A 24,655-nucleotide genomic window follows, 5' to 3' on the forward strand; every position below is an offset into this window, starting at 1 on the left:
CACGGCGTGACCCCCACGCCCCACCACTCCCTGCGCACCATGCGCTGGCTCCCCGTCATCACGGCGGCCGGCCTCGAACACGTCACGCTCGACGAGGCGCTCGAACGAGCCGCCAGCATCAGGGGTATCGGAGTGCGGGACCCCATCGTGCGCGCCGCCCTGAACCGCTTCCTCATCGCGGTCGGCACCCTCGTTGCGAGGGAGGCAGGAGTCACCCCGCGCAACGTTGCCGGGCATGCCCGCACAGGCTTCACAGCCGCCGCCGTGGCCAGCGCACTTGACCTCATCGACGAGCACCTCTGGCTCGTCCACGAGACGACCCCGTTCATGCAGCTGCCCGACCTCGCACGACTCGCGGACGAAGGAGGAGCGCCCGTCCGGCCGGCGGCCGAGCTCTTCCCCCGCACCCCGGGCGCTACCGGCAAGGCCTGGTTCGACGTGGCCGGTGACATCTACAACCCTGCCAACCTCACGCCGGAGCAGGCAGCCATCGGCCTCATCACGCACTGGCACTACTCCCCCAAGTCCAACGTCGCCGCACTCGAAATGGCTACCGTCATCGGGCCTGACGGCACCGTGGCAGAGAAGACCTTGCGCTGGGCGCACCTGGGCAGTGTCGGCATGGAGGGCCTCCACCTCGAGCGGTCCTTGACGTTCTGGCACCGCGGCACCACCCTCGCTGAGTTCCTGCTCCTCAACCTCTCAGCAGCGTGGCTCGCCGACGACACTCTGCCAGCGTGGGCATCTCCGTACTCGACCGAGCTCCCCGTCCACAGCCTGGCCAGCAGCACCTACACGGCCAACGCAGCCCTCCTCGTCAGCGAGGACGAGCACACCTTCGCCGGAGTCCTCCGAGGAGGCTTCCCGCACAGCTCCGACGTCGAAGCGGCCAAGAAGGCCGCCAACGAGCAGCTAGTCGCCAGCAATGCCGAGGACCCCAGCCGGGTCTGGCAGGACGTCACCGGGAAGACAGGGCCGACCCAACGGAAGCTCTTCACCGGCTTCGACCTCGGCCACTCGACCGCCCAGAACCTCCGAGCCTGGATTCTCGACGCCGGCATCCCCGACATCAAGCACGGAGTCCTCCCCAGCGGTACCGGCGCCATCGACGTCCTCTACCTCAGCGCAAGCATCAACTTCCGCATGCCCAACCTCACCGCGGCCGCCTGGCTCACCTTCAACGGTGCACACCTCGAGCCTGACGACATCGCGCGTGAACTGGTCATCGAGCTGGCGAACACCGTCGCCCGCGAACCGGAACGCGCCCTCGACGAAGCCATCCGGAAGGTCTTCCCCAACCCTGCCTCAGCCCGCGTTCGCACCCCAGCCCACAAGAGCGCCCTGCGGTCCGCGGTTCGCTCCTTCCACAACAGCCTCGAGCCCCTCTTCGGTCAAGCGATCGCTGATGCGGCCGTCGGCGTGACACCGGCGAACCTCATCGACGACATCCAGGCCGCCAAGGCCCACGCCTTCGACGAAGCAATGAAGCCGTACGTCAACGCCAAACTCACACCCCTCATCAGCCGTGCACGAGCCGACCTCGCAGACCAGGTGCGCCGAAGCCACGCGCAGGCTGACACCACCACCGCCTTCGTCGGACGGTTCATCTCGCAGCGACAGACCGACACGCGCTTCCGAGTAGCCCTCGCCGGCGGCAGCCACCCCTCCACCGTCAAGCGAGCCGAGCAGCACCTCAGCCATCTCGAGCTCGCCGGTACAGAGCTCATCGGCGTGACACGCGCGCTCGGCCTCCTGGCCCGGCACCGGCACCTCCACCACGGCGACAACAGTCTCGGCCGAGCCCTCGGACGACTCGCCACCACCGGCGGCCGTTCCACCGCAGAGCTCACCGGCATCCGCCGCAAGGTCGAACTGCTCACCGCCCTCGACCTCGAGCAAGCAGTCATCGTCCTCGACAGCCTCCTCGGACGGCTCACCCAAGCCGGCATTCCCGTCGACTTCTACGACGTCGTGCGAACCCTCCGCCACTGGGACAGCATCGCCGACCCCCGCCACCGCATGACCCTCACCGACGCATTCCACCTCACCCCTCAGAAAGCTGCAGCCTGATGTCGTTCAACTTCCTCACGGTCCACTCCCTCACCGCCCTCCCCGTGCACAACGCCAACCGTGACGACGCCGGCCAGCCCAAGCAGCTCCGCCAGGGCGGAACCTCGCGCGGAGTGCTGTCCTCGCAGTCCATCAAGCGCGCAGCCCGCATCGGCTTCGAGAGAACAGCAGCTGACCTCGCCCCCAACCTCGGCAGCATCCGCTCGCGCAGCATCCCCCAGGCCGCAGTCGACCGCGCCACCACGCTGGCCAGCAACGCCGGGATCCCCTTCGACGCCGAGGAGGCCTACCTCCGCGCGACCAAGACCGTGACGCAGCTCGTCAGCAACACGGCTGCCAAGGAGGTCAAGGCGATCGAGAAGGCGAACACCGACCGGGCCCGCCACCTCAAGAAGGCCCCCGCCGGCACCGACGCCGACAGCTACATGGCCGACTACGACGCCAAGGTCGCCGAGAAGGCAGCCGCAGCTGGCGACTCGACCACCACCGACACCGTCATCTACGTCTCCGCCGAAGAGGTCGAATCGCTCGCCGTCGCGCTCGTCGAGTCGACCGACGACATCGCCACCGACTCCATCTTCCGACGCCGCACCGGCAGCCTCGCCCTCGCCGGCTTCGGACGCATGACCGCCAACGCTCCCCACCTCCGCGTCGAAGCCGGGATCGCCGTCAGCCCCGCCGTCACCACGCACGCCATCACCGTCGACATCGACTACTTCACCGCCACCGACGACCGCAGCAGCGCCGGTGCCGCCCACCTCGACCACGCCTTCCAGACCAGCGGCGTCTACTACCGGAACCACACCTACGACCGCCGCCAGATCCGCAACAACTGGACCGGCTGGGACTCAGCCGACGTCGACGAGCTGCTCCGCCACTTCGTCCTCGAGAACGTCCTCGCTCTCCCCCAGGGTCGGAAGAACTCCTCCGGCGCGCAGCCGTTCCCCGACGTCATCATCGCCGAACAGCAGATCGCCCGCCGCGGTTACAGCTTCGACCAGGCCGTCCAGCCCGCGCCCGGCGGTGGGTACCTCACCCCGTCCGTCGACGAGCTCTACCGCATGAGCGCAGCCGCTCGGAGCTTCTACGGCGACGCCTTCGGAGACACCGTCATCTCTGGCCTCGCAGCCGTCGGTCAGGCCAGCAAGCTCCCCGGAGCCGGCGTCGTCACCATGACCGGTGTCACCGACTTCATCACCAGCTGGCTCCGAGCGTGACGAAGACACTCCTTCTCCGGTTCGCCGGCGACGCTCAGTCCTGGTCGTCATCGTCGGGGCGCAACAAGCACACCGAAGGCGTCCCCACGCGTAATGGAGTCCTCGGTCTCCTCGGCGCCTCCCTCGGCGCCGAACGCGGCGAGATGCCCGCATGGCTGCACGCGACCGACATCGTCGCTCGCGTCGACCGGCCTGGCACCGTCGTCGTCGACTTTCACACGGTGAGCAACCCACCTGAGGACGTCGGCCGCACCAGGACCCGACAGCGCATCGCGAGTGGCACAAGCAAGGCCCTCGCTGCCGCCAACTACACCGTCCCGAACGGGCAGGGTCGACGGTGGGGCGACGCGTCCATGCTCACCGAACGGGCCTACCTGTCCGGCGCCGAGTTCCTCGTCGCCATCAGCCACCCCGACGACGACCGGCTCGATCAGCTCGCTGCTGCTGCCTGGGAGCCGGTCTTCATGACCTACCTCGGCCGGAAAGCCTTCGCCCCGTCGTTCCCCTTCTACCTCGGCGTCCACCACCGTGCCGCGCATGACCTTCTCGCCACGATCCCGACGTCCACCGCCGGCGGCCGGCGCTTGCCCATCCACGCGATCGAGCAGGACCGGAACTACGCCAACAGCTACGTCACCCCCACGGTCGCGGTCACCCAAGACGACCTCTGGAAAGGATGGCGCCCCGAATGACCTTCCTCACCCGCCTGCCCACCGCGACCTTCGACGGGAGCACGCGCAGCCGCCACGAAGACGTCATGTCGCTGTTCCCCGCAGTCCTCCCCGGCAGCGAAGACCGCCGCCGATCCGCGAACGGCATCCTGTTCGGAGTCCACGGCGAGACCGTCGTCGTTCGTTCATCCGTCCGACCGACCCGCGACGTCCCCGGCCTCGTGACCACAGCCGAGGGAAGAACCCCCGGCGCCGGACGTCGCGTCCACTTCACCGTCACCCTCAACGCGGTGCGACGGCGCAAGAGCGGCGGCGTCACCCCCGTGGACGACGTCGGAAGCTGGTTCGCCGAGAAGGCGGCCGGTGCACTCGACAGTGTCGACATCGCCCGCCACACGCTCGAGCAGACCCACAGCGGCCGCTCGAACCTTAAGATCGACACCCTCACAGGCACCGCCACAGTCACCGACCCGGAAGCACTCAGCCACCTCCTCCGACACGGCATCGGCCGAGCCAAGTCCTACGGCGCAGGCCTCCTGCTCGTGAAGGCCGCCTGATGCGCGCAGCACCAGTGACCTGGTCCAAACACGACCCGATCACCTACGCCCACACCGACTACGCACGCATCGTCCGCGCCCGCGGAACAGCCGTTCTCGTCGGTGAGGAAGACGACGGAGAGACCGCGCGACAGCTCATCACCCAGCCCGGTGACCTCGCCGTCGTCGGCCTCGGCCCAGAGTCATCCGCCACCCGAGCTTCGGCTGACCTCCTCGCGGCCGCCGGTGTCCGCCTGGTCTCGACGGTGGGCGACAGCCTCCCCTTCGAGCCGCTTCCTATCACCGCCCTCGCTCACGCACAGGCAGGGGCCTTCTTCGACGACGTCCTCCGTGACGCAGCTATCCGCCGCCTCTACGCCGGCCGCTTCGTCGACTCCACGCTGCTCGGAACGGCGCCCGTGAAGCGCCTCAGATTCCTCGACGAGGAACTGCGGGAAGAGACGTACGCGAAGTACGTCAAGCGCTTCCGCCCCGCCCGCTTCACGCGGAAGCCCGCCGGCACCGACAAGACGAACGTGGCCCTCACCTGGACTGAGGGCGCTGTCACTCGAGTGGCGACCGACGTCGTCAAGCTGCTCGGTCTCAGCCCGGCACTCGGCCTCATCCGCACCGACAGCCACCTCGCTTTCGCGCAGGACCTCGCCGACGCCTTCCGGCTCGACGTGACCATCCCCGTCGGCTTCCTCACCGGCGGCCAGAAGCTCCCCGAGGACGAAGCTCAGGCGTTCGCCGCCGAACAGCTGCACCGACACCGACTCATCCCGAAGATGGTGACTCTCGCCACCGCAGTCGTCGCGGCCGCGGACTGACATGCCCGGACTCCCCACCACCGAGAAGCAAGTCGCCGTCGCCGGCGACTGGCACGGCAACACCCTCTGGGCGCTCAAGCAGCTTGAGACGATGGCGCGCCACGGGATTACCACCTGCCTGCACGTCGGCGACTTTGGGCTCTACCGGACGCCCTTCTGGCGCCGGTACCTCGACACCGTCGATGCCGCCGCAGCAGCTCACGGCATCACCATCGCCGTCACCGACGGCAACCACGAGGACCACGCCTGGCGGCTCGAGCTCGCCAGGAAGCACGGCGATTCCCCCGCGCCCGTCCGCGACAACATCTGGCTCCTCCCCCGCGGCCACCGATGGACAGCCGGCGGACGGAGCTTCCTCAGCCTCGGTGGGGCACCGTCGATCAACTTCGAAGGCCTCACCCCCCGGTGTCTCCTGGTGGCCCGAGGAGATGCTCAGCGACAACGACATCCTCTGGGCCACCCTCAATGGCCACGCCGACATCATGCTCAGCCATGACGCCCCAGCACCCGCAGGCCGACGCGTCGAGCACCTACGAGCCACCAACCAGGCAGGCTGGTCCGCTACCGCGCTCGGGTACGCCGCTGCCGGCGCCGAGCGCATCACGCGCGCCTACGACGCCGTCGCACCGGACATCCTCTTCCACGGCCACTTCCACCTCGCCGAGGCCAGCCGCAGACCCAGCGGGCAGCGCATCATCAGCCTCAACCGAGACGGCGAGCTCGGGAACGTCGCCCTGCTCAACCTCGAGGACCTCAGCGTGACCGCCCTGTTCCGACAGCCGGACGACCCCCGGGCCGTCAGCCTCTTCGCCTGACGACCCGGGGGTCGTCCGGCTGTCAGCCTCTTCGCCTGACGACCCGGCCGCCGCGCATGAGACAACCATGACGCAGAGCACTCTCCCGTTCGACGGCCCGCTGGCCAACCTCTACCTGCAGGCCTTCTCCTACTCGCCGAAGCACTTCACGCTCGACGAGACCCGGGACCTGTTCGACCTGAACCCGCCGTACCAGCGCGCGAGCGTCTGGGATGACGACCGCCGCCGACTTTTGGTCCGGAGCCTCTTGCTCGGGATCCCGGTCGGCGCCATCATCCTCAACAAGGCCTCCGACACCGTCGCCATGGACGTCCGCCCGTACACGGTCATCGACGGCAAGCAGCGCATCGAAGCGCTCCGCGCCTTCGTCGACGACGAGCTCGCCATCCCCCTCAGCTGGGTCGACGACGAGCACATCCTCCGCAGCGCCCCCGTCGACGGTTGGCCCGTGCCGGGCGTCCGCTGGTCCGACCTCAACATCGTCTTCCAGCGCCGCTTCTACATGCGCTCCTTCGCCGTCGTCGAAGCGACCGGCAAGACCCTCCAGGAGCAGGCCGAGATCTTCCGCCTCATCAACGCCGGCGGTGTCGACCAGACGGCCGTAGACCTCGCTCGCGCCGCCGCCATCGAGCAGCGCTGACACCTGCCGCGCATGAACCACTGGGCTCGCCCACACCACCAGCACCCAGGAGCAGCATGACCGACCGCAGCACCCCCGGCACCGTCCCCGACCTGGCCGCCGCGGCACGCCAGAACACCGACGTGTTCGCCTCCCTCGCCGACACCCTCGGAGACGACAACGCCACCGCCGACGAGAAGAAGGCTGCCGGCGACGTGCTCGCCAAGGCCTTCCCCACCAATGACGCCGGGCCCGGCCACTGGTCGAACGCGCCGGTCGACTAGGCGGTGAGCGGGCGGGTTCGCCCCATGTCTTCACCGTGCGCCCACGAGGCGCCCACCGCACCCGCGCCACCCGCGCATGAACAGGGAGCAGACCATGCCCCACCCGACCGCGACGACCGAGCCCATCACCCCGGCCATCGCTGACGCCCTCACCGACCTCGCCGACGACACCGAGATCATCGAGGCCGTCACCCTGACCCTCCACCCCGACTGGGAGCCGTCGCCGGCCGGCGTCGACGACAAGCAGCTCGCTCACGGCCGCGCCCACTGGCGCGGCGTCGTCGACCTGCTCACGCGAGACGGCGGGGTCGCCGCAGAGGCTTTCCCCGCCGCGGCCGCCGACTTCCGGTAGCCGCCCTCCCCGCAACGCGGGGGTGTTCCGAACGAGCAGTCAGGGCGCTACGTCCTTCCCCGCCACCGCGGGGGTTCCTACCGAAAGCGAGAAGCGATGCGAGCTGTCCTCCGGGCACTTCGTGCTGACGCGACCGCACGACTCGGCTCCGTCGGCACGCGCACCGTCGCAGTCTCGATCGTCGTCGTCTGCGCGGTCGCAGGAATTCTCGTCGCACCTCTCCGGAACACCGTCACCCTCATCGTGCTCGTCATCGCGGGCTGCGCCCTTCTGTACGCCCACCGCCTGAACCGAATCGCCGACCTCAAGGTCGACCTAGAAGAGAGATCCCCCTCATGACCGACACCACCTTCCGCAGCGACGTCACCGTCAAGCTCGTCCGAGCAGCCGCCACCGACTCGGACGTCCTCTTCGCTGCCCGCGTCTCCACGGTCGGCGAGGAGACCCTCGAGCGTGCTCTCGCCACCGACGACACCGAGCTCACCAAGGCTGACGCCGGCCTCATCAACTACCTCATGCGGGACCGCCACGGCTCGCCCTTCGAGCACAACAGCTTCACCTTCTACGTCGAGGCGCCGATCTTCGTCTTCCGCGAGTTCATGAGGCACCGCATGGCCTCCTACAACGAGCAGAGTGGCAGGTACGGCGTCATGGCCCCAACCGCCTACACGCCCGGCCCCGACCGCGCCCTGCAGCAGATCGGCAAGCCCGGCGCCTACGAGTTCATCGCCGGCACGCCCGAGCAGCACGACATCGTCCAGAAGGAGATCCTCGAGGCCACCACGCAGGCCTTCGAGGCCTACCACCGCATGCTCGACGCCGGCATCGCCAAGGAGGTCGCCCGCATCGTGCTGCCGGTCAACACCTTCTCGGCGATGTACGTCACGGTCAACGCCCGATCGATGATGAACTTCCTCAGCCTGCGCACCAAGCGCGAGGGCTCCCACTTCCCGTCGTTCCCGCAGCGCGAGATCGAGATGTGCGCCGAGGAGATGGAGAAGGCCTTCCAGGAGGCCATGCCCGTCACGCACGCCGCCTTCCAGCGGAACGGCCGCGTCGCCCCGTAGGGCCCGCACACGTACCCGTCATGAGCACCTTCAACGAGACCGAGCACCCGCGCGCCACCACCGGCGTCTTCACCGACAAGACCCAGAGCGCTCCGGAGACGACCCTCTCCCGGGCGCACCTCGAGTTCGGCCCCGGTGACGAGCTGCCGAACCTCGGCCCGAACAGCGTCGTGCGCATCGACGGCGAGACCGCCTACCGCGTCGGCTACCCGTTCAGCCGCAGCGACTGGATCACCGGGGACGGCCGTGAGGTCACGACCGAAGGCGCACACGTCACCGTCGGACCGGAGGACGTCTTCGAGGGCGAGAGGTCGGTCATGTACCAGCCGGCCGCCGCCCTCGTCGCCGGTGACCTCCTCTACGACACGGAGGACGACCCGGAGCCGAGCGGCACCGTCGTCAGCGTCTACCGCTGCCGTACGAGCATCGAAGAGGTCACCGTGACGTTCACCGACCCGGACGGCGAGAAGCGCACCCTCGTCGTGCCGCCCAGCGGGGAGCTCATGGCTCGACGAACGGCGAACCCGTACCGGTACGACGCGGAGCACGGCTCCTACTGGGACAACGTCCGCGGCGTCTCCAGCGAGGAGACCACGGCGGCCGACCTGGACGTCATCGTCTCGAAGGAGTCCGAGGACGACTTCATGCTCGCCGTCATCGGCAACCCGAACGCGACGGCCGAGCACATCGAGAAGGCGTCGCAGCACAGCAGCTTCACCGTCCGTCGCGCGGCCGTCTTCGACCCGCGCACGTCGGCCGAGACGCTCCGCCGCATCGAAGCTGAGGCCATGGCGGCGTCCACCGCGGAAGCACACCTCCGGAAGGAGGAGGGCATCAGCCCGAACACCAGCTACCGCGACGCCGCCATCCGCTCGAGCGACAGCCTCGCCCGCGCCGCCCGGCAGCAGCTGAGCCGGCGGTGACTGCCGCGGACCCGATGGCGAGGAAGCTCACGCTCCTCGACAAGGTCGACCTCAGCGTGTTCTTCGTCGTGACCATCACGCACATGGTGACGGTCCTTGCTGCGGTCGCCGTCGGCGGGCTCGTCGTCCTCGGCCTGGTCAGCAACGTCATGCCGCTCTTGACACTTGCCTCGGTCGCTGTGGCGTCGAAGGTCTACCTCCTCGTGGCCATGCGGCTCGCGCGACGGCGCCGGCCAAGACCTGCTGCATCTCGCGCACCAAAAGCCCTCTAGCCATCGACTACCGGCTTCGAACAAGCCTTGAGCTCAGGCGGTCGATGCCGGTCCTCATCCACCCTGACGGGCCTGAGAGAGCTGCGGTGGCTAGCAGTCCGAGAACGAACAGGAGTAGCCATACCCACGCCCGGCCAAGGAAGCCGAAGGGGCGCCAATCAGTAGTCAGCGTAAGTTCCTGGTCCTTGGTCATGTCGCCGACCGTGATGAACTTGTCTGGGCTTGTTTCCTCGATCTCCCCGTAGGCCGAGACGATTGAGCATGAGGGGCAGACCGAAACCTGAACGGGAGGGATGTAGGTCGTCACGCCGTCTTCGGGCGTGTAGTTCTTCATGTCCTTGCTGTCGACCGTCACCCAGCGGGGCGCTTCGACTCCCTCGGATGACCAACCCACCGTCCAGACCTGCTGCCAGTCTCCGTCATGGCGAATCTGCGAGGTCACTGGAGCATCAATGTCTAGCTCCAGGTAGAACGAGACGTAGACGCGATCGCTGCCGGGCGTCTCTTGGACGAATGGCGTGATGTCGAAGGGAGCGACGGGCCCGTCACTCCTATCCGTGGGTTGAAATGTCCACTCGGCAAGCTCCTTGCGACCGTCGGCGTCTAGGCCTACCTGGTAGCGCAGGCCTAGAAAACGCTTGCTCACATTCACTTGCCATGACAGATACTCCTCGGAGACATCGCGTCCGGCCGGCAACGAGAACTCGGCCTCGATAATGATGCGCGGGGTCCGTTTCGCGCCCAGCTGTTGAGCAAACGATCGGCGCTCCTCCACCGTCATGAAGACCTGCGTCCCCACAGCCCCCGCTGAGTAGCCAGTCGGGTTCTTCGGTGTCACCGAGACTGAGAAGGGCTCTGACCGTGGAGCATCCGTGGTACTGAGCAGCTGAGGAATCACCGCTCCCCCGAGTGCGATCAGGACGCTGACCGCGAGAGCCGTGACGAACGCAGCGCGCCGGACGAGCCGTGTCAGTCGCGCGGAGAGCGCAGCCACGGCAGCGTCGTGGGTCTCCTGGGCTGCGCGCTCCTGGGCGACGCGAGCTGCCTCTGCTCGCGCCAGTCGGTCACGGCGCGCAACTTCAGCCTCGACGGCCGCACGTTCGGCCGCCTGCTTCTTCGCTTCGCGGGCAACTCGTTGCGCTTCCATACGGACGAGTTGTCGAGCTCTGTGGTTCATGTGCCCCCGTCGCTACGCCTAGGCATGACAATGCAGCACTGGGACGCTCTGCGCTAGCCCATGGTGGCAGCTGGCCCCGCCTCTACAAGGAGACGCCGCTTTCGAGTTGGGCGATCTTCGCGAGTGCCTGGGCGAGCTTGAGCTGGGCGATGTCCCGCTCGAGCTCTGCGATCTCGCGAGCGACCAGCACCTGCGGGAGAACCTTCTCGGCGACGATGCGGGCGACGTCCGCGGGATGGAACTGAGGGGTGATCTCGTGGCACTCAGGGCCCCACACCTTCTCGGCGTACGCGGCTGCCGCGGCAGTCAGGCGGGCGGTCGCAGCGGTGTGGGTCTCGGGCATCGTCGTCAGTTCCGTAGTCGTCTTCACGGGTGATCCATGCGCGGCGTCATGCGGATTCGCGGCGGTTCATCGCGCCACGCAGAAGCCCCGCCGTGCACCGAAGCGCAGGCGGGGCCCGACGGATGCTAGCTAGCTAACTAGCTAGCATCCGTCCTAGCTGCTGACCGCCTCGTCGGCCGGAGCGACAACCGGCACGCTGTCGTAGCCGAGCGGGGCGGCCGGCAGGAACCGGTCGTCCTTCTCCGGCGACGCGATGCTCAGCTCGAGCAGGAGCAGGCCGTACGTCGCAGCCAGGGCCAGCTGCGGCAGGTCCGTCTCGGAGTCGACGTTCTCACCCGACCAGTACTTGGTCGCGTGGTCCTGCATCTGCCCGTAGAGGTGGCCGAACGTCAGCTCGTCGTCCTCGAGGAGGTGGGCCAGGTACGTCTTCGCTCCGAAGACTTCGGCGACCTGCGCGTACGGGTACAGCGGCAGCAGGTCGTGGCGGAAGTCGGTCGAGATGACCTGCGGCGCCGGTGCGATGGACAGCTGTCCGCCGTCGGGGTGCAGCGGCCCGCTGGCGGCGAAGTTGGCGGCGCCGTACGGTCGGTCGTCGAACTCCGGGTGGGTGAGGTTCGACTCGAGGATCGTGAAGCAGTGCCACACGAACGACGCCAGGTGGTGGCAGTCCGTCTCCGAGTCGTAGTTCTCCCCCGACCAGAACAGGATGGCGTGACGCTGGCCGGCGCCGTACGACTTCGACGTCTCGTAGCCGAGGCGGAAGTTGTTCGGGGCATACTTCTTCGCCCCGCGCCCGTAGAGCTTCGTGAGCTCAGCGATCGCGCGCGGCGGGATCAGCTCGAAGCGCTGCTTCTTCACGCCCTTCTTCGCGCCGGTGCTGCTGACGGTGGTGACTTCGGCGCTCATCGAGCGTCCTCCTTGCGGTCGGCGGGCGTGCCCGCAGTGATGGGGTTGGTGACGTGCATCAGCGGGGAGCGCGGACCGGCCAGGATCCGTCGATGACGATGTCCGGGTCCTTCGTGCGCCGGAAGTAGTCCTGCAAGCCGGCGGCCTGCATCTGCGCCCAGGTGACCTGCTGCTGCGTGAGTTGGGCGCCGGTGGTCTCCGGAGGCATCCGGTCGAGGAGGGCCCATGCGACGCGTCCGGTCGCGACGGCGTCCGCCTCGGCGTCGTGGGCGCTCTCCTCGCTGAGGACGACACCGAGGTGCTTCGCGGTGTCGACGAGCTTCCGGCTGCCCTTCCGGTACCGGTCCACGCCCTTGTCGATGACGAGCGGGTCGATGACGACGACGCCCGAGAAGTCGATGGGCTCATGGCCGTACCGGCGGGCCTCCGCGTTCAGCATCGACAAGTCGAAGGCGGCGTTGTAGGCGGTGATGGGGCGTCCGGCGGCGATGGACCGGCGGAGCACCGTGAGGATCTCGAGTGCGGCGGTGGCCGGGTCCTGGCCCTCCGCCTGGGCGCGCTCGTTCGTGATGCCGTGGATGGCGGCGGCACCGTCGGGGATGTGGACCCCGGGGTTCACCAGCCAGGAGTACGCGCCCTTGACGGTGCCGTTGCGAAGGACACGACCGACGAAGGCGGTCACAATCCTGTCCTCGTGAACGTCAACACCAGACGTCTCCAAGTCGAAGACGCAGAGGCTCGGGTACTCCCTCAGGGAGCTGTCCGGAGACAGCTGGGGTGTGGGGGTGATGGTCATGCACTGGCCATGCGCGGCAGCACCTGCACGTGCCGCGCATGAGCGGTGAAGCGATGCCCGGTCCGGCCAGCGACCCGTTCAACGAGCCGGACGTCAGCCACCTGCCGCATGTCTCACCGCTGTTCACGGCCAGCTAGAGGAGACACCCCATGACCGAACTCGACCTCACCGAGCACGAGTACCCGACCAGCAGCTTCCGCGTGAACGCCGCGGTGTTCCTGCTCCTGTCGGTGACCTTCGTCATCGGCGTCGTCCTGTCAGTGTGCAAGCTCGCTGGCTGGCTCGACTGGCCGGTCATGCTCGCCACCGCCGGGCTCTGGCTCCCCGCCGTCGGCATCGGCATCGCCGCCCTCATCCGACGACTCACGAAGCGACGCTGATGTTCCTGCCCCCGAAGCACCCCCGACCGAAGCCCCGCCCCGCCGAAGACAACCCGCGCAGCGCGCACCGCACCGGCATCGACCGTGTCGCCAACTGGGCCGTCTGGTCCTTCACTGCTGCCGCAGCGCTACTCGTGGTCCTCACCGGCGTCGGCGGCACCCTCGCCACAGGCCTGCTCGCGAGCGGCATCAGCTCCGCCGCCATGCTCGCGTGGCTCCTCACCGGCGTCACCGCCCTCTACATCCTCGTGACCGGTCGGCCGTCCTGGTTCCGCGTCCGCCGCGGCCGCCGCTCCGCCCTCACCGTCGCCGGCATCAGCGCCGGATGCTTCGTCGTCGCCAGCATCCTCATCGCCGCCCTCGAGCAGGCGTAACAGCCGCCCCCGACGAGCGCGCACAGAGAGGGAGAAGCCACCTCGGCTCCGACCCCGAGAACAGGACCCCTCCGTGACCCAGCTCCACCGCCACGAGGCCAGCCGATGAGCCGCCGCAAACCGACGCTCGTCAGCCTCGACGAGCTCTTCAACGACGCCACCATCGACGTCGTCGAAAAGCCCAGCCGCCCCGTTCTCGCGCTGCTCGGCTTCGTCGCCACAGCGGCAGCCCTCGGCTTGTTCGCCGGCGCCTTGACCAGCCCCGCCATCGTCGCGGCCGACGCCGCCACCGGCAGCACTGTCGACGCCTGGAACTCGCTGCCGAGCGACCTGCCCATCGAACAGACCCTCCCCCAGCACACCGTCCTGCTGGACAAGGACGGCAACGAGTTCGCCCGCTTCTTCTCAGAGAACCGCATCGACGTCGGCGGCGACCAGATCAGCGACAACTTCAAGCACGCACTCGTGGCCACCGAGGACTCCCGCTTCTACGAGCACGGCGGCGCCGACGTCCGCGGCATCGCCCGCGCCATGGTGAAGAACGTCGTCGGCGGTGCCCAGGAGGGTGCCTCCACCATCACGCAGCAGCTCGTGCAGAACGTGCTCATCTCCAACGCCACCACCGACGAGGAGCGTGAGGTCGCCGCGGGGACCAGCTACCGCTCGAAGATCCTCGAGATCCGCTTCGCCTCCGAGCTCGAGAAGCAGTACACCAAGGACGAGATCCTGACGATGTACGCCAACGCCGTCTTCCTCGGCAACCGCGCCTACGGCGTCCAGGCCGCCGCCCGCGTGTACTTCAACACCGACGCAGCCAGCCTCACCGTGCCCCAGGCCGCACTCCTCGTCGCGCTCCTCAAGAGCCCCATCAAGTACGACCCCTACGTCAACCCCGACGACGCCAAGCTTCGCCGCGACACCGTCATCAACCGAATGGTGTCCGAGTCGTACCTGACCGCCGACGAAGCGGCAGCGGCGAAGGCCACCCCCATCGAGCTGAGCCGGGGCACCATCGCATCCGGATGCGACGCCTCCGCCTACCCGTACTACTGCGCCCTCGTCCGAGACGAAGTCCTCGAGAACCAGGCTTTCGGCAAGACCGCCGAGGAGCGACAGGAGACCCTCCGCCGCGGCGGGCTCACCCTCACCACCGGACTCGACCGGCACGCGATGGACGTCAGCCAGACCGCCGTCAACCACGCCCTCGGCACCGACAACCGCGTCGCCGCCGGCACCGCCGTCATCGTGCCCGGCACCGGCGTCATCGCTGCCGTCGCCCAGAACCGCACCTGGGACCAGACGCAGATCGTCTACGCCAAGAGCCAGTTCCAGCCCGGCTCCATCATGAAGCCGGTAACCCTCGCAGCAGCGCTCGAGCAGGGCTACCCCCTGACCACCACCTTCTCGTCGAACGGCCCGTACTTCTCCCCGTCCCTCGACGAGCCGAACGGCGGCTTCCGAAACGCCGGCAACGAACAGCCCGGCACCATCGACGCCCGAGACGCCGTCCGGAAGTCCATCAACGTCTACTTCGTCAAGCTCATCGAGAAGACCGGCGTCCAGCCCGTCGCCGACATGGCGAAGCGGCTCGGCATCACCACCCTCCCCGAGATGCACGGCCGTGAAGCCTCCCTCGCGCTCGGCACCTTCGAGGTGACACCGCTCGAGATGGCGAACGTCTACTCCGTCTTCGCCTCAGGCGGCATCAAGTGCAACCCCGTCGCCATCGTGTCCGGCGTCCGCACCAGCAGCGGCGCCCAGGTCCCCGTATCCGACGCTGACTGCCACCAGGAGCTCGACCCGAACATCGCCGCCCTGATGGACGACGCGCTCCAGGGCCCCTTCCAGGCCGGAGGCACCCTCTCCACCGTCGGCGGCCCTGCCGGACGGCCGGCCGGCGGCAAGACCGGAACGACCGACAACTCCGGTGCGAACTGGACCGCCGGGATGACGCCGCAGTACGCCACCGTCGTCTGGGTCGGTGACCCTCGCGGTGGCCAGCGCTACCCGCTGACGCAGGTCCGCGCGTACGGACGGACCCTCTACAACACCTTCGGCGCCTCGATCGCAGGCCCCGTCTGGAAGGAAGTCATGACCGGCATCCACACCGGTCTCCCGGCAGCTGCGTTCCCGGCCGCTGACCCGTCACCGCTTCGGTCCATCACCACCAAGCGCGTCCCGGACGTTCGCGGGATGACGACCAGCGCCGCCGTCAGCGCCCTCCGCACGGCAGGTCTCAAGGTCACCATCAGCGACACCACAGCCCCCGACGACGGGCTCAGCGATCGGGACATCGTCGCCGGGCAGAGCCCCGCCGGCGGCAGCAACGCCGGCGCCGAGAACACCATCACCCTGACCCTCAGCCACGGAAGTGACACCCATGTCCAGCTCCCCGCAGACCAGTAAGGTCCCCGCCCAGGGGCGACCCGTCCTCTGGCTCATCGCGTCTCTCACCGCCTGCGCCGTCGTCGCCGGTGTCTCGCTCGCCGGGCTCCACGCACTCGGCCTCACCAGGACGGAGCCACCCGCCGCGGCCGCAGCTCCCGAGAAGGCTGCGGTCACCGTTTTCAGCCTCGAGGACAGCCCCGCCGCCAACGTCCTGAACCAGGTCCTCGCCGCAGCGCCCGCGGAGTGGAACCGCTCCGGCAGCCAGCAGGCATCTGTCGCCGCACCGTTCCCGTTCAACTGCGCCACACCCGGCACCGCCCCCGCGCTCTCCCAGGGGCAGGACTTCACCGTCGACGGGCAGCCCGTCCAGGTCGTCCTCACCGCGCACACCGCCGGTCTCGCCGCCGAAGCGGTGACCCTGCAGAACGCCGGCATCCGCGGCTGCAAGCTCGACACCGACTCCGTCTCCCAGGCCGTCATCGCAGGGCTCGGTTCCGAGGCCTACACCGCGACCGCGCGCCGCGGCGGCGCCACGGCCACCATCACCACGGTCCGCCGCGGCGACGTCATCAGCTACGTCACTAGCTCGAGCAGGGCCGCCGCCGACACCACCGCACGCACCCTCGATGGCCTCCTCGCCGGCCAGCTGGCGAGCGTCTGCGTTGCCGAGCAGTCGAGTGCGGCGGACGCCACCCGATCCCTCTGGGCCCAGGCGACCTACCAGCCCTTCCAGGCGGACAAGACCGTCGACGTCAAGGACCCAGGCCTGCCGAAGGTCCCCGCCGGCGCGACCTACGAAGCCCGTGACCTCAGCGCCCCAGCTCCCGCGCCTGTCGCAGCTGTCACCCCAGCTACCAAGCCCGAGTACCCCGTCTGGCCCGCCATGCCCGCAGCTGTCCCGCGCCCCGGCACGCTCACCGTTCCGGCCGCCGACTCGCCCCACACCACCAGCATCAAGATCCCCGCCGATGACGTCGACGGTCCTGGGTGCGGGTGGGCGTTCACCGGCATGGCTGCCCCTGCGTTCGACGAGGCAGCAGCGAAGGCCACGACGAAGAAGTCCGTCGAGGACACAAAGGTGAGTCTCACCAGCGGTGTCAAGACATGGTCGAAGAGCGTCCTCGACTACTGGGCTGCCTACGACAAGCAGGCAGCCGCCGTCGCCGCGTACGACAGCTACGCCGCCACCGTCACGCAGGTCAACGCCGCGTGGGACGCCATCTCCCGCCAGTGGGCCACCTACCGCGCGAACCTCGCCGCCTGGCAGAAGCAGGTCGACACCCGAGCGAAGTTCGTCACCGACCAGGCCGCCGCTCAGACGAGCTTCGATGACGCTGTAGCTGCCTGCGAGACGATGACCGGTGCGGGGAGCGAGCCGGGCACCACCGCCGCGCCGACCCCGTCACCGTCGGGTACCGCGACCCCTCAGCCGACGTCGGCACCGAAGCCGAAGGCGCTGTCCGAGACCGACAAGAAGCGAGCGATCGCGGAGTGCGTCGTCAGCGTGGAACGTCCGGACATCCTCGACCAGGCGCCTCCCTTCGTCGGACCTGAGCCGGTCAAGCCCGCAGACCCGCGACCGGAGGGCCAGCGGGGGTAGGGCGGGTACAAGAAGGGGCGGGTGGCCTACCACCCGCCCCTTCCGGCTGTTCTACGCGGAGCGTCGCCGCCGTCGAACAATGAGGACGATGAGGCCAGCCAGGATGAGCCCGCTACCCGCGTAGAGCCAGGGCGCGGCGGCAGAGCCGGTCCAGGCGAGGTCGTCATCGCCGTCAGCTCGAGGGCGGATCACGGAAGCAGCAGGCGTCGCCCCGGGAGTGGGGTTGCTTGCCGTAGGCGCTGTCGGTGCGGGCTGACCGGCACCGGAACTGGGCTCAGGCTCAGGCGACTCGTCACCTGGGGTCGTTACCGGAGGCACCGGCACTGCTGCGGCGGCGTTGATGGTCACGGTCGCTAGCTCGCCGACGACTCCTGTGGATGTGACCGCAGCCACGCCGATGATCACCGGTGCCGAGCGGTCTACATCTGTGACTGTGAAGCCTTCGGAGGTGTTCAGGTCTGAGGTCCCGAGTGGCACATCGTTGACGCTGATGCGCCATCGGTCGGCCAGCTGGTCGCCGGGGCTCCACCGGAGTGCAACGGAACTCGTTCCATCGACAGGGTCTGTGGCTGCACCGGTCAGGTCGAGAGGCGCCTGCGGGACAGTCTCCCTCGCAATGGGCCCGTCAGCGATCGTCACGAACGCGGAGGCGCTGGCGACACCACCTTCGGTGTCAGTGACGCGAACCTGCATGGTTCCGTCGAATGGTGCGTCATAGACATGGCTGGCTGTCAGGTCGGTGCCCACTTGCTCGAAGATGCCGTCGCCGTCGAAGTCGAAGGACACCTCCTGGATAGCCCCTGACTCCGCATAGGACGCCGAGGCGTCGAACGTGAAGGTCTCGCCGGGCTGGCCGGCGTACGAGACCAGGGGCAGGAGCACGGTCGGCCGGTTCTGGATGGCGGTCAGAGCGTCAGTTAGTGCGCCTGCCGTGTCGCCGTCGTCGACGATGACCTGGCCGCTCGTCCCCTCGGCGAGTGGAGCGTAGTAGTCCGCGAGGTAGCTAGGGACGACGGGGTAGACGTTCACGGGGTCGATTTCCAGCGACCGAAGGAACACGTCGGCGCTGGTCCAGCCCCCGGCGACGTCGGGGTCATGGAAGTCTGCGTCGGTCAGTACGACGGAAGCCTTGGTGGCACCGTCTCGCCACTCGAGCCCGTTGAACGCGGTCATGAGGGCGGACAGCAAGGCCTCGGGGGTGTCACCGCCACCGTCCACCGTCAACGCATCGAGCGCGGAGGTGAAAGCAGCAAGATCGGTGGTGAGAGGGGTCCTGATGACGCTGACGAAGTCATCTCCAGCGTCCCTGTACTCGACCAGAGCGACGCGGCCGCGAAGTCCCGTGATCGTCTCGCTCATTGTTCGTGCGTAGGCGCGGGCCGACTCGATCTGGGAGCTCATCGAGCCCGTGGTGTCGATGACGAAGACAACGTCGAGCCCTGTCGTGCCTTTGCCGTAGCCAGTCCACGTGATGTCGAGATTGGACCGATCGCCAAGGGTCATTCCGAGGTGCTCGACCGCCTCGAGCATGCCATTGTCAATGTCGCCACCCTCGAGCGGGTACTTACCGTGCCCTGGGTTTGGCCAAGGGATGACCGTTGACCCGCAGACGAAGTCGTTCAGCTGGCAGTAGAGGCCTGTCTTGTCCTCGAAACCGGCCGGGAGGTAAGGGTCACGGGCCAAGAGGCGGCCTGCGTCCGTCGTGCATTCCGGAACGGCGCGGCGCCACTCAGAAAGGTCTTCGCCGCGGCAGGCGGCCGGGTTGTAGCCCTTGCCCTCGGGAAGGCTGAGCTTCGGGTCGCCGACCAGGATGTTCCACACGATGCGTTCACGCAGGGCTACCGGCATGTCGGCATACGCCTGCCCGACCACCTGAGCGCCCTGCGAGTAACCGCCCAAGATGAAGAGCATGTCAGGGCATTCGGCAGCGCGTGCACCCATGTAGGTGACGAGCTCAAGCGCCCCTTCATCGACGCTCCTGCCGTAGGTGAAGGATTCCCCCGCGCTCACGGCAGCTCCGGCGATGTTGACCTGGCCTACCCCCAAATCCGTGATGGTCACTGCGGGGTAGCTTGCGCCCCCATGTGATTCTGAGCCGAGCTCGTAGAAGGATTGCGTGAGCGGTGCTTTCACCCGCTTCTCAAGCTGTGTCCGGAAGCGTTCTGCTTCGTCTCGCCTGAGAGGCTGTCCCGAACCGCGAGCGAAGACGCCCTCCACCGTTGCGCATCCCTTGTTCGGCGGGTTTTGGGCTGCCGTCGCCGCCGTCCCGGCAAAGACGCCACCCGACAGAAACACGACGACCGCAGCAGCGACGGCAAGACCTTTGAAACGCTTCCCCATGAAGCTCCCCCTAGCTGTATTGAGCAGCAGTCAGCTTAGGGCGAGGGGCGCACCTCGAGGTCGACATAGCCAACGTCCTGCCCCGTTGTGGGGGTGCTGTAGCTGATCCGCACGTGGAGCCCGTCGACGACACCTCTGGCTGAGCAGCCGACCTGCGAGCCCAGGCCATTGGGTGGGTTCCGACACGTTCCCTCGACATCGAGGTCGTAGCCCGCGTCATCGACGAGTTCTTGGAACGACTTCGGGTCAGGCGGCTGCGGCGCCTCCCAGGAAGTGAAGTACGAAGGGCATGCTCCGCCGTCGAGGCAGAGCAGGGTGTTGCCCTGCGTCTCCTCGAGGGTTCTGGTCCAAGTGGGGGCACCGACGAAGGCTTGGCCCACACGCTCGACCTCACTGGCCCCGTGTGCCGACCAGGCAAAAATCCCTGCGGCAGCTGAGGCGATGACCACCACAACTGCACCCATGACGATCAGGCTTGTCTTCACGTTCCCCCTCTGTCTCACCCAACCATGCGCGGACAGCTCGCGATTCCCCAGCCCCAATCCGGGAGTGGGGCCAAACCCAGCCGTCACGGCCCAGCGCGCACAGAGGCGGTGTGGAAGCGATCCTTCAAGGCACCTACCGACACCCGCAGATCCTCGTGCAGTTCGGGTGGGGCGAGACCCTGCCCTCCGGCCGCCCCGTGCAGGACTGGGTGAAGGGACTCCCCGGCCGGGTCTTCGACCGCGGCAACAAGACGTGGACCATCACCGGCCTCGGCCCCGACCCGCAAGCCGTCCTCGACCGTGCCGGCGTCACCCTCGACTACGGCCACATTGGACCTGACTCCGACCTCGACGGCAGGACACTCCCCGAGCTTGTCGACCCCATCTGCATGCTCAAGAAGGGCGGGCGCCGCGTTCTCGTCCGCCACCGCCTCCTCGGCTACGACCTCGCCGTCGAGCGCCTCGGCCAAGGCGCCACCTGGGACAAGGTCAGCGGCCGGTTCGAGCTGCCCGTGACCGACGTCCTACTCGGCGGCAGCCCGCGACCAGGCATCATCCACGACCAGCGAGCCATCGACCGCGCCTACGAAGTCAGGGCGCTCCCCCTCACCCGACCTGAGGACGCCGCGGTCGTCGCCGCCGCTGGCAGCGCCGCCTCGATGGACGACCTCACCGCCGAGCAGATCGCGCACCTCCGCAGTATCAACGGCGTCGTCCCCGCCTGGTTCGGGCTGCCGATGTACCCGTTCCAAGAGGTCGGCGCCCTCGCAGTCGCCGCCGGGCACACAGGCCTCTTCGACGAGCCCCGAGTCGGCAAGACGCGCACATCCCTCGCCGCAGCGACCCTGCTCCGCAGCCACCGCACCCTCATCATCTCCCCGCCGCTGGTCGTCACCAACTGGGCCCGGAACGCCGAGGAGTCGCAGCTCGCGACGCGAGGCGGCAAGACCGACGGCAAGGTCGCCGTCTTCCGCTCTGGCCGCAAGGAGCCCGAGCTGCCCACGACCGGCATCGTCATCGTCAGCGACTCCCTCATCGCCGCGCGCCCCGACCTCCGCCAGCGGCTCATGGACTGGTCTCCGCAGGTGACCATCCTCGATGAGGCACACCGCGAGAGCACCTACGGCGCCAAGCGCACTGAGGCGGTGCTCGAGCTCGGGCACGCCACCGAGAAGCGTGCGATCGCGCTCACCGGCACACCCCTGTTCAGCTCCCCCGCCGAACTCGTTCCGCTGCTCGAGCTGACAGGCCACCTCGGCCCCGTGTTCGGCAGCGTCGACGAGTACCTGACGACGTACACCAAGCAGGACCGCTTCGGCAGGAACCTCCCCAAGAAGAGGGACCTCCCCCAGCTGCAGGCGCTGCTTCGCGAGCACGTCTGGGTCCGCCGCAGCAAGAAGCAGGTGGGCATCGGCATGCCGTTCACCCACGACCCCGAGGTTGTGGACGTCGACCTCAAGCCGTTCCGGGAAGCCCACCAGGATGTCCTCGACCGCGTCGAAGACTGGCTGGACCAGTTCGTCGCCGACCACGACCGGAAGCCGAACGACGAGGAGATGGCCGAGTTCTCCTCGGAGAGCATCGGCTTCATCAGCATCCTGAGGAAGGCCGCCGGCATGGCCAAGCTGCCCGCCGCAGTCCAGATGGTCAAGGACCACGTCCAGTCGACAACCACCTACGTCGACGGCAAGCCCATCTACAACCGGCCCCTCATCGTCTGGACCCATCACCGTGAGGTGTCCGAAGCGATGGCCGGAGCGCTCGGCGACGAGGTGGCCGAGTCGGCCATGATCATCGGCGGCATGTCGATGACCGCGAAGGACGAGGTCGTTGACCGATTCCAGCGTGGTGAGATCCCCGTCATCGCCTGCTCCATCATCGCGGCCGGCGTCGGGATCGACCTCACACGGTCCTCCGACGTCATGTTCGTCGAGACCGATTGGACGCCCGCCAACGTGCAGCAGGCCCTCGACCGGGTCCAGGGCGTGAACCAGAAGGCGAACGTCACCGCCTACACGCTCATCGCACCCGGCACCCTCGACGAACGCCTGCAGAAGGTTCAGCACACGAAGGGGCAGACGCTGAGCGCTGTCCTCGGAGGAGACCACGACGTGTCCGTCGCCGAGAACATCGACGAGATGCGGGCCCTGTCCGACATCCTCTTCGACCTCGTGGCCGGGGTCGTGAAGAAGAAGCGTCTGCCGAGGAAGGTGTGACTGCCGCGCATGAGCCCTCCGTGACCGACACCAACGACCAGCCCGCCGCTGCCACCGAACCCGAGACCGTCCGGGCAGCGGGTCTCGCTCGAGGTGCCGTCTTCCGCGACAAGAAGGGCGTCCTGTGGCGGGCGGGCGTGCGCTTCTCGGCGCACCGCATCGACCAGAACGGCAACCGCCTCGACGGGCACCCCTGGCAGCGCCAGGCTGTCTCGGAGGTGTTCGGACCCCTGACGATCGACGAGCAGACCAAGCGGCTCACCGAGACGACAAAGTCGTGAACGCCGCACGCGGACGAGGCATGACCAGCCGCTCCTCGGCCCTCGCCACGGGCATCATGGCTGCATACGACGCCTGCCCTTCCTGCCGAGGAAGCAAGATCCGCGAGTGCTCGAACGCCGAGATGCACAGCCGCATCAGCGGCCTTGACGCCAGCACGCATGCGGTCCTGCCCACCCCGCTGCCGACCCAGCCCGGCATCTACTCATCTCAGCCGTTCGACGTCGACGGCTACGTCTACCGCCTCTACAGCGACGGGGTCTGGATGAGCGAGGAGACCAAGGAGCGGCTCTCCCCCGACGCCCTGCCCCGTGACCTCGTGCGTCTCGTCCCCGTCCGTCCGGGGCTCACCCGCGGCGCCGTCGAAGCCGAGCTGCGCGCAGCCGGTGCGTTCACCGGCACCGGCATGCGAGAGCTGACGGACAAGCTCTGGGCGCTCCTGACGATGGAGGAGACCCATGACTTTGTCTTCTGACCAGCTGTCCGTCATCGACAAGACTGTCGACGCGCTCGAGCGGCCCGTCGAGACCGGCCGCTACGCCGAGTCGGGGCCGAACGACAGCTTCAACGACGGCCTCACCACGGCCAGGGACGCCATCACCGACGCCCTCGAGGCCCAGCCCGACCCCATCGACGCGTTCCTAGTCTCCATCCCGCCCCGCATCACCACCCTCGCCGGCCGCGGCGGCCTCCGCGAGTGGGCGAAGACCTACCGGCAAGCGGAGGTCGCCGCCAAGCGCTGACCAGCGTCTCAAGGACCTGCCGCGCATGAGGTCTGCATGACGCAGAGCACCCTGACCGCCCCCGCACCCCTCACCGCCACCGCCCGCGGCCTCATCGTCGGCTCGACCCTCCTCGCCATGGGCATCGCCCTCGGCATCTACCGCTTCGTCACCCTCTCCGCCACCACGGACAGCGCCTTCATTGGCAGCCTCCTCACCACCGCCATCGGCGCCAGCATCCTCGCCCGACTCCTGTACCGCGCCACACGAAAGGACCCCCGTGGTCACTAGCCCGCCACCGGCGTTCCGCGCCGCCGAGATCGCTTACGCCTGCCTCAAGAAGAACCGCGAGACCACGTGGGCGGGCCTGATGAAGTCCGGCAAAGACACCAGGCTCACCCCGGAGCAGCTCGCACTCGTCCAGCAGGAGATGCACGTCGTCGGCCAGATGTCGCTCGCGACCGGCCGCAGCGTCACCGTCACCTACTGCACCGAGTGCGCGCGCATCGCGTTCCTCGGCTCGTCGGCAACGAAGCCCGCAAAGTGCTCGCTCACCGACGGCTGCACCGGCACCCCGGTGAAGGTCGCCACTACCCCGCCGAAGGGCCCCGCCGAGCTCGCCACCGCCGAACGTGCCGCCGTCCGGAAGGCCGAGAAAGAGGCCGCCGAAGCCGCCGAAGCGGAGCCCGGATCGTCCACCGACCCGGCGACCGACCCGGCCACCGACACCGCCCACACCGACGAAGGCGAGGCCACCGAGTGACCACCCCAGCCAGCACGCCCGCACCCGACTTCGTCCCGGTGGTCGGCGACCGCGTCATCTACGCCCGCGGCGGCGCCACCGCCTACCTCGGACGGATGGGCACCGTCGTTGAGCCGAAGCGTCAGAGCCTGCCGTCTGGTCTCCGCGAGGTCTACTTCCCCGAGAAGGGCTTGAACGCCGTAGTCGCCGCCGACGGCCTCGACCCGGCCCCCGAGAGCGCGGGCAGCTGA

At 68.3% G+C, this 24,655-nt stretch carries 30 protein-coding genes; 24 read left to right on the plus strand and 6 right to left on the minus strand.

What is annotated here, in order from left to right:
- Positions 1–6: 6 nt before the first annotated feature.
- From OVA02_RS10145 to OVA02_RS10205, 13 genes are all read left to right on the plus strand, one after another.
- Positions 7–2,070, plus strand: a complete 2,064-nt coding sequence (locus OVA02_RS10145) for a type I-E CRISPR-associated protein Cse1/CasA (RefSeq protein WP_267658139.1) — start codon at positions 7–9, stop codon at positions 2,068–2,070.
- Positions 2,070–3,287, plus strand: a complete 1,218-nt coding sequence (locus OVA02_RS10150) for a type I-E CRISPR-associated protein Cas7/Cse4/CasC (RefSeq protein WP_267658141.1) — start codon at positions 2,070–2,072, stop codon at positions 3,285–3,287. Before OVA02_RS10145 ends, OVA02_RS10150 begins: the two co-directional genes overlap by 1 nt.
- Positions 3,284–3,979, plus strand: coding sequence for a type I-E CRISPR-associated protein Cas5/CasD (gene cas5e / locus OVA02_RS10155; RefSeq protein ID WP_267658142.1), 696 nt, complete (start codon positions 3,284–3,286; stop codon positions 3,977–3,979). Before OVA02_RS10150 ends, cas5e begins: the two co-directional genes overlap by 4 nt.
- On the plus strand, positions 3,976–4,515 hold the full coding sequence (locus OVA02_RS10160; protein ID WP_267658143.1) for a type I-E CRISPR-associated protein Cas6/Cse3/CasE: 540 nt from the start codon (positions 3,976–3,978) through the stop codon (positions 4,513–4,515). Before cas5e ends, OVA02_RS10160 begins: the two co-directional genes overlap by 4 nt.
- Positions 4,515–5,324, plus strand: coding sequence for a hypothetical protein (locus OVA02_RS10165; protein ID WP_267658144.1), 810 nt, complete (start codon positions 4,515–4,517; stop codon positions 5,322–5,324). Before OVA02_RS10160 ends, OVA02_RS10165 begins: the two co-directional genes overlap by 1 nt.
- A gap of 1 nt (position 5,325) precedes the next feature.
- Complete coding sequence (locus OVA02_RS10170; protein ID WP_267658146.1) at positions 5,326–5,820, plus strand: hypothetical protein; 495 nt, start codon at positions 5,326–5,328, stop codon at positions 5,818–5,820.
- A complete protein-coding gene (locus OVA02_RS10175; protein ID WP_267658147.1) occupies positions 5,807–6,139 on the plus strand; it encodes a hypothetical protein in 333 nt (110 codons plus the stop codon). The genes OVA02_RS10170 and OVA02_RS10175 overlap by 14 nt, the downstream gene beginning before the upstream one ends.
- 67 nt (positions 6,140–6,206) lie before the next feature.
- A complete protein-coding gene (locus OVA02_RS10180; protein ID WP_267658152.1) occupies positions 6,207–6,779 on the plus strand; it encodes a DUF262 domain-containing protein in 573 nt (190 codons plus the stop codon).
- A gap of 56 nt (positions 6,780–6,835) precedes the next feature.
- Positions 6,836–7,042, plus strand: coding sequence for a hypothetical protein (locus tag OVA02_RS10185; protein WP_267658153.1), 207 nt, complete (start codon positions 6,836–6,838; stop codon positions 7,040–7,042).
- A gap of 94 nt (positions 7,043–7,136) precedes the next feature.
- Complete coding sequence (locus OVA02_RS10190) at positions 7,137–7,394, plus strand: hypothetical protein (protein ID WP_267658154.1); 258 nt, start codon at positions 7,137–7,139, stop codon at positions 7,392–7,394.
- A 335-nt stretch (positions 7,395–7,729) separates the two neighbouring features.
- A complete protein-coding gene (gene thyX, locus OVA02_RS10195; protein WP_267658155.1) occupies positions 7,730–8,461 on the plus strand; it encodes an FAD-dependent thymidylate synthase in 732 nt (243 codons plus the stop codon).
- Positions 8,462–8,481: 20 nt separating this feature from the next.
- Positions 8,482–9,384: a hypothetical protein gene (locus OVA02_RS10200; RefSeq protein ID WP_267658156.1), complete on the plus strand. Its 903-nt coding sequence runs from the start codon at positions 8,482–8,484 to the stop codon at positions 9,382–9,384.
- On the plus strand, positions 9,381–9,656 hold the full coding sequence (locus OVA02_RS10205) for a hypothetical protein (RefSeq protein ID WP_267658158.1): 276 nt from the start codon (positions 9,381–9,383) through the stop codon (positions 9,654–9,656). The genes OVA02_RS10200 and OVA02_RS10205 overlap by 4 nt, the downstream gene beginning before the upstream one ends.
- A gap of 7 nt (positions 9,657–9,663) precedes the next feature.
- Here OVA02_RS10205 and OVA02_RS10210 read toward each other — a convergent pair whose 3' ends face one another.
- The 4 genes from OVA02_RS10210 to OVA02_RS10225 form a co-directional block, all read right to left on the minus strand.
- Positions 9,664–10,833, minus strand: a complete 1,170-nt coding sequence (locus OVA02_RS10210) for a hypothetical protein (RefSeq protein ID WP_267658159.1) — start codon at positions 10,831–10,833, stop codon at positions 9,664–9,666.
- Between the two features lie 82 nt (positions 10,834–10,915).
- Complete coding sequence (locus OVA02_RS10215) at positions 10,916–11,203, minus strand: hypothetical protein (RefSeq protein ID WP_267658160.1); 288 nt, start codon at positions 11,201–11,203, stop codon at positions 10,916–10,918.
- A 126-nt stretch (positions 11,204–11,329) separates the two neighbouring features.
- Positions 11,330–12,082, minus strand: coding sequence for a dATP/dGTP diphosphohydrolase domain-containing protein (locus OVA02_RS10220; protein ID WP_267658161.1), 753 nt, complete (start codon positions 12,080–12,082; stop codon positions 11,330–11,332).
- A 58-nt stretch (positions 12,083–12,140) separates the two neighbouring features.
- A complete protein-coding gene (locus tag OVA02_RS10225; protein ID WP_267658163.1) occupies positions 12,141–12,878 on the minus strand; it encodes an exonuclease domain-containing protein in 738 nt (245 codons plus the stop codon).
- Between the two features lie 149 nt (positions 12,879–13,027).
- On the opposite strand from OVA02_RS10225, the gene OVA02_RS10230 reads away from it, so the two are divergent.
- The 4 genes from OVA02_RS10230 to OVA02_RS10245 all read left to right on the plus strand — a co-directional run bounded on the left by OVA02_RS10230 (position 13,028) and on the right by OVA02_RS10245 (position 17,620).
- The gene (locus OVA02_RS10230; RefSeq protein ID WP_267658165.1) at positions 13,028–13,258 is read left to right on the plus strand and encodes a hypothetical protein; all 231 of its coding nucleotides are present in this window, start codon (positions 13,028–13,030) and stop codon (positions 13,256–13,258) included.
- Positions 13,258–13,632: a hypothetical protein gene (locus tag OVA02_RS10235; protein ID WP_267658166.1), complete on the plus strand. Its 375-nt coding sequence runs from the start codon at positions 13,258–13,260 to the stop codon at positions 13,630–13,632. The genes OVA02_RS10230 and OVA02_RS10235 overlap by 1 nt, the downstream gene beginning before the upstream one ends.
- Before the next feature lie 105 nt (positions 13,633–13,737).
- Entirely contained in the window at positions 13,738–16,038 is a 2,301-nt protein-coding gene (locus OVA02_RS10240; RefSeq protein WP_267658168.1) for a penicillin-binding protein, read from the plus strand.
- Positions 16,013–17,620, plus strand: a complete 1,608-nt coding sequence (locus OVA02_RS10245) for a hypothetical protein (RefSeq protein WP_267658170.1) — start codon at positions 16,013–16,015, stop codon at positions 17,618–17,620. The genes OVA02_RS10240 and OVA02_RS10245 overlap by 26 nt, the downstream gene beginning before the upstream one ends.
- Positions 17,621–17,671: 51 nt before the next feature.
- Here OVA02_RS10245 and OVA02_RS10250 read toward each other — a convergent pair whose 3' ends face one another.
- On the minus strand, positions 17,672–19,960 hold the full coding sequence (locus tag OVA02_RS10250; RefSeq protein WP_267658171.1) for a cutinase family protein: 2,289 nt from the start codon (positions 19,958–19,960) through the stop codon (positions 17,672–17,674).
- A gap of 35 nt (positions 19,961–19,995) precedes the next feature.
- A complete protein-coding gene (locus tag OVA02_RS10255; protein WP_267658172.1) occupies positions 19,996–20,445 on the minus strand; it encodes a hypothetical protein in 450 nt (149 codons plus the stop codon).
- A 110-nt stretch (positions 20,446–20,555) separates the two neighbouring features.
- On the opposite strand from OVA02_RS10255, the gene OVA02_RS10260 reads away from it, so the two are divergent.
- The 7 genes from OVA02_RS10260 to OVA02_RS10290 are packed head-to-tail and all read left to right on the plus strand — an operon-like array spanning position 20,556 to position 24,655.
- Complete coding sequence (locus OVA02_RS10260; RefSeq protein ID WP_267658173.1) at positions 20,556–22,661, plus strand: DEAD/DEAH box helicase; 2,106 nt, start codon at positions 20,556–20,558, stop codon at positions 22,659–22,661.
- A 20-nt stretch (positions 22,662–22,681) separates the two neighbouring features.
- The gene (locus tag OVA02_RS10265; protein WP_267658174.1) at positions 22,682–22,942 is read left to right on the plus strand and encodes a hypothetical protein; all 261 of its coding nucleotides are present in this window, start codon (positions 22,682–22,684) and stop codon (positions 22,940–22,942) included.
- A 20-nt stretch (positions 22,943–22,962) separates the two neighbouring features.
- Entirely contained in the window at positions 22,963–23,415 is a 453-nt protein-coding gene (locus tag OVA02_RS10270) for a hypothetical protein (RefSeq protein ID WP_267658176.1), read from the plus strand.
- The gene (locus tag OVA02_RS10275; RefSeq protein ID WP_267658177.1) at positions 23,399–23,683 is read left to right on the plus strand and encodes a hypothetical protein; all 285 of its coding nucleotides are present in this window, start codon (positions 23,399–23,401) and stop codon (positions 23,681–23,683) included. Before OVA02_RS10270 ends, OVA02_RS10275 begins: the two co-directional genes overlap by 17 nt.
- 36 nt (positions 23,684–23,719) lie before the next feature.
- On the plus strand, positions 23,720–23,953 hold the full coding sequence (locus OVA02_RS10280; protein ID WP_267658179.1) for a hypothetical protein: 234 nt from the start codon (positions 23,720–23,722) through the stop codon (positions 23,951–23,953).
- On the plus strand, positions 23,943–24,425 hold the full coding sequence (locus OVA02_RS10285; protein ID WP_267658180.1) for a hypothetical protein: 483 nt from the start codon (positions 23,943–23,945) through the stop codon (positions 24,423–24,425). Before OVA02_RS10280 ends, OVA02_RS10285 begins: the two co-directional genes overlap by 11 nt.
- Positions 24,422–24,655, plus strand: coding sequence for a hypothetical protein (locus OVA02_RS10290; RefSeq protein WP_267658181.1), 234 nt, complete (start codon positions 24,422–24,424; stop codon positions 24,653–24,655). Before OVA02_RS10285 ends, OVA02_RS10290 begins: the two co-directional genes overlap by 4 nt.

It is taken from the genome of Frigoribacterium sp. SL97 (genome assembly GCF_026625765.1).
Taxonomy (GTDB): domain Bacteria; phylum Actinomycetota; class Actinomycetes; order Actinomycetales; family Microbacteriaceae; genus Frigoribacterium.